The sequence below is a fragment of the Fluviicola sp. genome (genome assembly GCF_030151805.1).
In the GTDB taxonomy this organism is placed as follows: domain Bacteria; phylum Bacteroidota; class Bacteroidia; order Flavobacteriales_D; family Crocinitomicaceae; genus Fluviicola.
The window spans coordinates 1-8,929 of the sequence record NZ_JASLCN010000028.1; the positions used below are offsets into that span (position 1 = coordinate 1).

An 8,929-nucleotide genomic window follows, 5' to 3' on the forward strand; every position below is an offset into this window, starting at 1 on the left:
CATTGTGCAATCCATCCCGGAAGACGACCCAATGCAAACATAACTGTAAACATTTCGGAAGGAATTCCAAGCGCTTTGTAAATGATTCCTGAATAGAAATCTACGTTCGGATATAAGTTTCTTGATTTGAAGTACTCATCTTCCAATGCTACTTTCTCCAATTTCTTAGCAATCTCCAATAACGGGTCATTGATTTTCAATTTCTCCAATACGTCATCAGCAGCTTTCTTGATGATTGTAGCGCGAGGATCGAAGTTTTTGTAAACGCGGTGTCCGAATCCCATCAAACGGAACGGATCGTCCTTGTCTTTTGCTTTCAATACCCATTTGTCTACGTCACCACCGTCGTTATGGATTTTCTCCAACATTTCAATTACGGCCTGGTTTGCTCCACCGTGAAGAGGACCCCAAAGTGCAGAAATACCTGCAGAAATCGAAGCGTAAAGGTTTGCCTGGGAAGAACCAACGATACGAACGGTAGAAGTAGAACAGTTTTGCTCGTGATCAGCATGGAGGATCAATAATTTATTCAATGCATCAACAACCACCGGATCCACTTTGTAATCTTCAGTCGGCATTGCAAACATCATGTATAAGAAGTTCTTTACGTAATCGTATTCATTTTTAGGATACATGAACGGGTGACGCATCGAGTTTTTGTATGACCAAGCCGCAAGCGTCGGTAATTTTGCTAACAAACGTAAAATTGTTCGGTTCTTTTTCTCCGCGCTTCTGTTCGGATCCAAAGATTCCGGGTAGAACGTAGAAAGAGAACAAACCATTGCAGATAAAACTCCCATCGGGTGAGCCTGAGCCGGATATGCTTCAAAGAACTGCTTCATGTCTTCGTGTACCAATGTGTGTTTGGTAATGCTTGAAATGAATTCATCCAATTGAGCCTGAGTTGGAAGTTCTCCGTAGATCAACAAATAAGCAACTTCAATGAAGCTCGCTTTTTCTGCCAATTGTTCGATCGGATAACCACGGTAACGAAGAATTCCTTCTTCACCATCCAGAAATGTAATGGCACTATAAGTTGCCCCAGTGTTTTTGTAACCTGCATCAAGTGTAATGTATCCTGTTTCCTGACGCAATTTTGAAATGTCAATAGCCAATTCATTTTCTGTACCTTGTACAACCGGGAATTCGTATACCTTCCCGTCTAATTCGATTTTCGCAACTTTGCTCATGATGATCTATAAGAGTATTATCTAACAATTTTATTAGCCGCACTAAATTAATAAAGAATTAAATACGATAATCTTCTCAAAGCAATCTTTTTTTGCAAAATTAGGATAGTTTATCAGTAACTCGAAAAAGTGGCAAAATGATAAGTAGCTAAAAAGTTGAAAGCGTTTGTTTTACGTTTTTGAGACTGTTTAACTGGTCATCGCTCCGGATAAAATGTGGAGCTTATTCCAGCTGATGAAAAAGTACGCCACATTCAGTAGACCGAAGCCCGAATAAATGAGTTGGTTTTTAGATGGTTTTCGTAAACTGTAGATATGAGTGAAAGCAGACGGAGCAATTAACAATCCCAACAGGAATCAGGAGCAGGCTTAAACTCCATTCGCTCCAATGGGAGCTATCCCTGTATTTGACTACCTGAATAGCTCCGAAATTGAAACGTGTCCGGATGATGGATCTGATGACTGCCTGAAGCAAAAACTACAGGTTTTTCAACGTGAAATCCAACATCATCGTATATAAATGATTACGGGTATTTCCACCGTAAATTCCGTGATTTTTATTTGGGTAAATGAACAGTTCGAATTGTTTGTTTGCTTTTACCAAAGCAGTGATGAATTCCATCGTGTTTTGATAATGTACGTTATCGTCTGCGGAACCGTGGATCAACAAAAATTTGCCTTTCAGCTTGTCTGCATAATTGACAGGAGAATTATCGTCATAACCACTTGCATTTTCCTGTGGAGTTCTCATGAAACGTTCCGTATAAATATTGTCGTAATTGCGCCAGTTGGTAACCGGAGCTACTGCAATTCCCATTTTGAATACATCGGCACCTTTCGTCATGGCAAGAGAAGTCATGAAACCTCCATAGCTCCATCCCATGATTCCGATTCTGTTCGGGTCTACATAGGATTCTTTTTGCAGGTCTTTCGCAACCGCGATCAAATCTTCGGTTTCTAACTTTCCAAGTTGCAAGTAAGTCGATTTTTTGAATGCTGCCCCCTGGAATTGCGTTCCTCTCGTGTCAACACAAAATACGATGTATCCTTTTTGAGTCAATAATTGATGATACAGGTAGTTCGGCCCATCGTAATCATTGGTAACCATGTTACTTCCCGGTCCACAGTATACATTAAAGTATACCGGGTATTTTTTATTCGGGTCGAAATTTGCAGGTTTCATCATCCATGCATTCAGTTTTCCGGCAGCACCATTTACTTGCAGGAATTCCTTTTTGCTCAGATTCATATTGTTGAACTTTTGTTGAAGAGCTGTGTTTGCTTCCAAAACCTGCAGTTCTTTTCCTGCACGGTCACACAAGGTATAAGTAGGAACCGTATTTGCCGTTGAGCTCGTACGGATGAAATAATTGAATCCCGGAGCAAATTCCGCATCATTATATCCTGCAGCTGCGGATAACATTTTTTTATCCGTTCCTTTCCAATTGATGGAATAGAGCGTTTTGTTGATCGCACCGTTTTCAGAAGAGGAATAGAAAACAGTTCCTTTCTTTTCGTCAATTCCGTATAGATCTATTACGTCCCAGTTTCCTTTCGTAACCTGGCTGAGTGTTCCGGTGAAAGTCAAATGATAAATGTGGTTGTATCCGTCTTTTTCAGAAGTACGCAGCATCGAGTTTCCGTCTTTTAACAGAATTACATTGTCTGCATCCAGGTAAGTACTGGATTCTTCTTCGTAAAAAATGCGGTCGGAAGGATTTTCAGGATTACTTACCAAATGGTATTTCACGTGATTTTGGTGACGATTCAAAGTGGAAACAAATACTTCATTTTTAATCGGTGACCACTGGAAACGCGGCAAATATTCGTATTCCCCCAAAGCAACCGGTTTGATGCTTCCCGTTCCGATATTTGCAATGTGGAAAGTAACTTTCGAGTTTGCTTCTCCGGCTTTCGGATATTTGAAGGTATATTCATCCGGATACAACTTTCCGTACATCGCCATCTGGAATTGTTTTACATCCGTTTCATCAAAACGCATGAAAGCCAGGTATTTTGAATCCGGAGACCATTCGAATCCTTGTGTAATTGCAAATTCTTCTTCGTAAACCCAATCGGTTGTACCATTGATAATACTGTTTTGTTTTCCGTCAAACGTAATTTGTTTGGAAGAATAATTCGTCAGGTCATATACGAACAGGTTGTTTCCTGCAATGTATCCCAATTTCGTTTCATCCGGAGAGAACGTTCCCAAAGTTTGCGGGGCTTCAGAAGAATGAATTTTGTGTGTTTCCTTGCTTTGAATATTGTAGATATAATAAGTAGTCGAATAACTGTGTCTGTAAATAGAAGCAGTATTAGTCTGAATCAACAGCCATTTTCCGCTTTTGCTCAGTTGACCGTCATCAAATTCGAGTGGTTTTCCATTAAACTGAATCTCCGAAAGGTTTACTAAGGTGGTTCCCGCTCCTTTGTAATCTTTGAACAGGTATTTTTTCATCAGGAATTTTCCGTCTTCTTCTACAATTTTGGTAAAAGACTGTCCGTCACTTAAAGCAGTGAACCCTTCAATGCGATTTGGATAGAACTCTCCCGATTTCCAAATGCTTTCAACACTCAGGTTTTGAGCAAATGAAAAAGAGACAATACAGATAAAGGAAATGACTAATTTAATTTTCATATAATCGTGTTTTGAGCAAAAATAACCAAAAAGCATTCCGAATGAAGTGAATTATTGATGAGTGGTGTAAAATAGTTAACAGCTTGTTGGATATCAGGTTCATTAAAGGAATCCCGCGTTCATAACCTTAGTTGATTGTTAACAATTAAGTAATGTTAGGAAAGATAATTTGATTTAACTTTGTCCCGAAAATTTCTGGGTGTTCTCCTTGATGTTGCATTCTGGCAGACTGAAACCATCTGGAAATAAAACAATTGGTATAATGAAATAGAAATGAAACTTTTCCATAATAGCAAAGACTTCGCCCGAAGAATTTGGTGTTATTATTCAGCAACTGTGCTGGGAGAATTTCTTATACCTGTTCCGCGTATTTTATCTGTAAATTTAATAATCAATAAGTTATGAAAAGAACATTACTTTTTTTAGGAATGTTGTCTGGTGTTGCTCACGCTCAAAATTGTTCGGAAGTATTTATTTCCGAGTATGTTGAGGGAACAGGAAACGATAAGGCAATCGAATTGTATAACCCGACAGGTGCAGCGATTAATTTGTCTGGTTACAGAATTGAACGTTTTTCAAACGGACAAAATACTTCTAACGCAGGTGGTGTTTTGAACCTGACAGGAACGATTCAGCCATATGCTACATTTGTTGTTGTAAACGGTCAGATGGTTGATATGACGAATCCGCCTTCTCCGAAATGCTCTCCTGCGTTGCAGTTATTGGCAAACCAATTGGATCATGCTTATCCGGCTCCTACTTACATGAACGGAAACGATGCAATCGCATTGTTCAAGAATTCAGTGATGATTGATTTGATGGGGAAAATCGGTGATGCTGCGATAACAAATTCTTATGGTTGGGGAGATCAACCTCCATATGATGGTTCTGTTGGTCGTGTTTGGACAGAAAACCACACACTGATTCGTAAGTCATCCGTTAAGACAGGTGTAACTGTAAACCCGGATCCATTTATCGTAAATCAGCAATGGGATTCGTTACCAAAAGATACTTGGACACAATTGGGATCTCACACATGTGATTGTTTCCTAAGTGTTGGTGAAAATAAATTGAACACCGTTTCAATTTACCCTAACCCGGCTTCAAACGGTATTATTTACGTTTCTACGAACAATACGATTGAAACAATCGAAGTAGTTGACTTACTTGGAAAAGTGGTTTCAAGAGAAGCTAAAAACGACCAAAGTATGGCTGCAGCTGTTTCTACAAGCGATTTGAAAAAAGGAGCATATTTGTTAAGAATCAATTTTACTGACAAATCTTCTTCACAACAAAGCATTATAATCGAGTAATCCGTTCTCTGTTTTTATAATGCCTTTGATGCTATTTATGAAAAATCTACTGATAATTTTTTGCTTATTCATTGGTGTAACCGCTTTCTCTCAGGAAACGGTTACACTCAGTGGAATTGTTACAGACCCTGAAACGAATGAGCCAATCGTTGATGCAGTTGTAGCTTGTGATTCAACTACCAAAGTGCTTTCAGATATTGATGGAAAATATACATTCCAGGTTGCAAAGAACTCGAAACATACCATTACAATGGAATACTATGGTTTTGAGAACTACAAAGCTGAAGTATCGGTAGGGAACACAAACTATACGCATAATATCACACTTAAATCAAGTGATAACATTATTGATGAGGTTGAAATCGTTCGGGATGTTGCAAAACTCCGGGAGACACCTATCGCATTTTCGAATATTTCGGCAAAACAAATTGCTGAAGATTTAGGAACCCGGGATTTACCGATGATTTTGAACTCCACGCCGGGTGTGTATGCAACTGAGCAGGGAGGAGGATCGGGAGATTCCCGTATTTCTATCCGCGGATTTGACCAGCGAAATGTAGCTGTTATGGTGGATGGTGTTCCGGTAAACGACATGGAAAATGGGCAGGTTTACTGGAGTAACTGGGACGGTTTGGGTGATATCACCAAAACGATCCAGGTTCAAAGAGGTTTGGGAGCTTCCAAACTGGCAATTACTTCCGTTGGAGGAACTATGAACATCATGACCAAAGGAATTGACCAGAAATTTGGCGTTCATGCAAAACAGGAAGTGAACAGCTACGGATTGTACAAAGCTTCTTTCGGATTGAATACCGGATTGATGAAAGGTAACTGGGGAATCTCCATTGCAGGTTCCAGAAAATGGGGAAGCAGCTACGCAGATGCAACATTTGACGATGCGTGGTCATACTTTTTCAAAGTTCAGAAGAAATTCGGAAAACATTTGCTAAGCTTCGGAGTAAACGGTGCACCTCAATCTCACGGTCAGAGAACGACGAAATTACCGATTGCTGTTATAGATGAAAAACTGGCAAAACAAACCGGAGTTGACTACCTGAGACAATTGGATTCCGTAGGAAAAACAAGTAACTTGTATTACACAACTCAAAGTATTGGAGCGCGCGGAAACAAGTACAACCCGAATTACGGAATGATTAACGGAGAAGTGTTTAATGAGAAAGTGAACTACTTCCACAAACCACAATTCAATTTGTCACATTCCTGGAGCCCGAACAATAAATTCAACTGGACAACCATCGCGTATTTGTCTATCGGTAAAGGAGGTGGTACTGCCACAAAGAATACTCCTGCACGTGATACGACAACTGGTTTGTATAACTTCCAGGGAATTTATGATCAGAATTCTACCAGCTTTTCGAATTTGTACAGTACAACAGAACATTCTTCTTCCAACTATTTAAGATCTGCAAACAATGATCACAAATGGGGGGGGATAATTACTTCTGTTTCATACAAAATCAATGAGCGTATCTCAACGCTTTTTGGTTTGGATGCGCGTTATTACAGAGGAAGTCACTATCAGACGATTTATGATTTGATGGGTGGAGATTACGCCATTGATAACTCGGATAAAAACCAACCGAAAGGTTTAAGTAACCTTGGATATGCCATGAAGCGTGTTGGTGATAAGGTTTCTTATTACAATGATGCGATTGTGATGTGGGGTGGAGCTTTCGGACAGGTTGAGTACAAAAAGAACAAATGGTCTACGTTCCTGACAGGTTCACTTTCTGAAACAGGAAATCAGCGAATTGATTTCTTCAAGAAGAAGGATTTGGTTTTTGCTGATACAACGATGCGTCAGGTTGTTGGATACGGAGACACAGTTTTATACAACGGACAGAAATACACTAACCAATCTGCTGAAGCAAGAGCTGCAACAACAGACAGAAAGTGGTTTTTGGGCGGAACGATTAAAGGAGGTGTAAACTACAATATCACGAAGAGTCAGAATGTATTTATGAACGTAGGATATTTGAGTATTGCTCCGAAGATGAATACTGTTTTCGATAATAATAACTTCCCGTTTTTAGAAACGAAAAACCAGAAAGTATCTTCTATCGAGTTGGGATACGGTTACAGAGTGAAGAAGTTTGCAGCTAACGTGAACCTTTATTACACTTTGTGGAAAAACAAGCCGCCTCAATACACTCCTTCGGTTGTTACTCCGGACGGAACATTCTCTTACAATATCAACGGATTGGATGCCTTGCATAAAGGAATTGAAGTAGATTTCAATTATAACATCACCAAGAAACTGAATTTTGAAGGGGTGTTTACATTAGCTGACTGGAAAACGATTTCGGGAACAAAAGTGTACATTGTGGATAACAATGGACAGATGGTCGATTCAGTTGACTTCAGCGCGAAAAACGTACACGTAGGTGATGCGGCTCAGTTGCAGATTGGAGGTTCATTCCGCTATGAGATTATTAAAGATTTGTATGTTAAAGTTAGATACACATTCTTTGGTAAAAATTTCGCAAATTTCGATCCTTTGGCACTGGTTGGTGCTAATAAAGACCGCGAATCATGGCAAATGCCTAGCTACGGATTATTGGATTTTAATTTTGGATATACATTCAGAGTTTCTAAGGTCTACTTCACATTGAATGGTGGAATCATGAATATCCTGGATAAAGTATACATCACGGATTCACAAAACGGAGCGAACTTCGACGCCAGCTCAGCAACAGTGTTTGTTGGAATGGGGAGAAGATTTAACCTTGGTTTAAAAATAGGAATATAAACAAACAACAGATGAATAAAATAATTTACACTTTATTTTTCAGCTTGTTAGTGAGTATGGTATCATACTCACAAGCGGTTTTGCCGACAAGCTGGAGTTTTACAACAACGACGCTTCCTACAGGATGGTCTGAATCAGGAACTGGTTTTTATACTGCTTCCGGAAATACGCCTCCTGCAATGAAATTTGATAATACTGGTGATTATCTGATCATTTACTTTGCGAGCAACCCGGGTGCTTTGACTTACTATCTGGCTGGAAACTCTTTCAGCGGAGGTACTTTTACAGTTGAAGAGTCCGGAAACGGAACAACGTATACAACGCTTCATGCGCATACTGCGCCTCCTGCAGCTACGTGCCAGATGTATACAGACGTTCCCCAGGCAACAACACGTTATATCCGATTTATTTATACCAACAAAGTTGGAGGAAATATCGGGTTGGATGACGTAAATATTGCTGTTGGAGCAGCAACACCTGCACAAGAGATCAATGTGAAATACAGCGGTACAACGCTTGTTTCAGGAAGTACACAAGCTGTGAACTCTCCTGTTTCAACAATGACTCCATTTACTTTTGATGTTGAAAACCTTGGAACTGCTAATGCCTTGAATATTTCAAGTGCAGTTATTTCAGGAGCTAATGCGGCTGATTTCACTGTTGCATCTTTCCCTTCAACAGTTGCTGCCGGTGCAACTCAACCATTGACAGTTAACTTTACACCTGCTGCTGCCGGAAACAGAAATGCGGTATTGACGATTAACAGCGATGATGCAGATGAAGCAGCATACGTTATTAACTTGTACGGAATTGGTGGTACTTTGGCAACTGAGCCGGCAAACCAACCTACAAATCTGGTATTCTCAAATGTAAAGTCTTACAGATTAACAGGATCATTTACAGCTTCAACTGCTGAAGGATTCCTTGTATTGCGTAAGAAAGGTTCTGCTATTTCAGGGGTTCCTGTAGACGGAACTGTTTACCAGCGTGGAGATATCGTTGGAGATGCTCAGGT

Annotated in this window: 5 protein-coding genes; 3 read left to right on the plus strand and 2 right to left on the minus strand. The window is 39.9% G+C overall.

Features of this window, described 5'->3' with window-relative positions:
• The coding region (locus tag Q1V93_RS01005) for a citrate synthase (RefSeq protein WP_300660248.1) at window positions 1-1,190 on the minus strand (1,190 nt) is incomplete at its 3' end.
• A 478-nt stretch (window positions 1,191-1,668) separates the two neighbouring features.
• Window positions 1,669-3,831, minus strand: coding sequence for a S9 family peptidase (locus tag Q1V93_RS01010; RefSeq protein ID WP_300660251.1), 2,163 nt, complete (start codon window positions 3,829-3,831; stop codon window positions 1,669-1,671).
• Window positions 3,832-4,232: 401 nt separating this feature from the next.
• Here Q1V93_RS01010 and Q1V93_RS01015 point away from each other — a divergent pair, with 401 nt between their 5' ends.
• From Q1V93_RS01015 to Q1V93_RS01025, 3 genes are all read left to right on the plus strand, one after another.
• Complete coding sequence (locus tag Q1V93_RS01015) at window positions 4,233-5,144, plus strand: lamin tail domain-containing protein (protein ID WP_300660255.1); 912 nt, start codon at window positions 4,233-4,235, stop codon at window positions 5,142-5,144.
• Between the two features lie 37 nt (window positions 5,145-5,181).
• Window positions 5,182-7,914: a TonB-dependent receptor plug domain-containing protein gene (locus tag Q1V93_RS01020; RefSeq protein ID WP_300660258.1), complete on the plus strand. Its 2,733-nt coding sequence runs from the start codon at window positions 5,182-5,184 to the stop codon at window positions 7,912-7,914.
• 11 nt (window positions 7,915-7,925) lie between these two features.
• Window positions 7,926-8,929, plus strand: a 1,004-nt coding sequence (locus Q1V93_RS01025; protein WP_300660261.1) for a choice-of-anchor D domain-containing protein, incomplete at its 3' end; no start/stop codon positions are given.

Bases quoted from the DNA above. Each gene is read 5' to 3' on its own strand.
- Q1V93_RS01010 (WP_300660251.1), bottom strand. From the start codon at position 3,831: ATGAAAATTAAATTAGTCATTTCCTTTATCTGTATTGTCTCTTTTTCA.
- Q1V93_RS01015 (WP_300660255.1), top strand. From the start codon at position 4,233: ATGAAAAGAACATTACTTTTTTTAGGAATGTTGTCTGGTGTTGCTCAC.
- Q1V93_RS01020 (WP_300660258.1), top strand. From the start codon at position 5,182: ATGAAAAATCTACTGATAATTTTTTGCTTATTCATTGGTGTAACCGCT.